The sequence below is a fragment of the Pseudomonas sp. HMWF006 genome (assembly GCF_003061205.1).
Taxonomy (GTDB): Bacteria; Pseudomonadota; Gammaproteobacteria; order Pseudomonadales; family Pseudomonadaceae; genus Aquipseudomonas; species Aquipseudomonas monsensis.
Genome location: NZ_QAIU01000551.1, coordinates 664 through 1,618, shown reverse-complemented (window position 1 = coordinate 1,618; position 955 = coordinate 664). Strand labels below are relative to the sequence as shown.

The window sequence follows — 955 nt, the reverse complement described above, 5'->3', positions numbered from 1 at the left end:
GCTGTTGGCCGATGTGAGAATCCTTGATTTTGTGGTGTTGGCGAGGCCGTCTTCACGAGCAAGCCCGCTCCCCGGGGGATTTGCAAACAACACAGATCCAATGCGGGAGCGGGCTTGCTCGCGAAGGGGGCAGTCAGGTCAGCTCATCTAGATCGGCACGCCACCGACTCAAAACGCGTTGCGGAAAATTTCCTCGATCTGCCGCTGATCCGCCGCCCGCGGGTTGGTCAGGCCACATGCGTCTTTCAAGGCATTGGTGGCAAGCACCGGAATGTCGTTGAGTTTGGCGCCTAGCTCACGCAGGCCACCTGGAATATCGACATCTCTGGCCAGGCAACGGATCGCGTTGATCGCCGCTTGCGCCCCCTCCTCCGGGCTGAAGCCGCGAATGTCCGCGCCCATGGCATGGGCAACATCGGTCAGACGATCGGCACACACCAGCGCATTGAACGTCTGCACGTGGGGCAGCAGCACGGCGTTGCACACACCGTGAGGCAAGTCGTAGAAACCGCCCAATTGATGCGCCATCGCGTGCACATAGCCGAGGGACGCATTGTTGAAGGCCATGCCGGCAAGGAACTGTGCATACGCCATGTTCTCCCGCGCGGCGAGGTCACTGCCGTCGCGCACGGCCAGGCGCAGATTGTTGCTGATCAGGGTCATGGCCTTCAGCGCGCAGGCGTCGGTGATCGGGTTGGCGGCGGTCGACACGTAGGCTTCGATGGCGTGGGTCAAGGCGTCCATGCCGGTGGCGGCAGTCAGGCCTTTGGGCATGGCGACCATCAGTTCAGGGTCGTTGACCGACAGCAGCGGTGTGACATTACGGTCGACGATGGCCATTTTCACGTGACGCGATTCGTCAGTGATGATGCAAAAGCGGGTCATCTCACTGGCCGTGCCGGCGGTGGTGTTGATGGCGATCAGCGGCAGTTGCGGCTTGCTCGATTGGTCGACG

The 955-nt window shown here is 61.7% G+C and carries 1 protein-coding gene; it reads right to left on the bottom strand.

Annotated features, from left to right (window positions below; genetic code table 11):
- Window positions 1–168: 168 nt before the first annotated feature.
- Window positions 169–955: iron-containing alcohol dehydrogenase (locus tag DBR24_RS24860; protein ID WP_256591814.1), on the bottom strand; the 787-nt coding region annotated here is incomplete at its 5' end.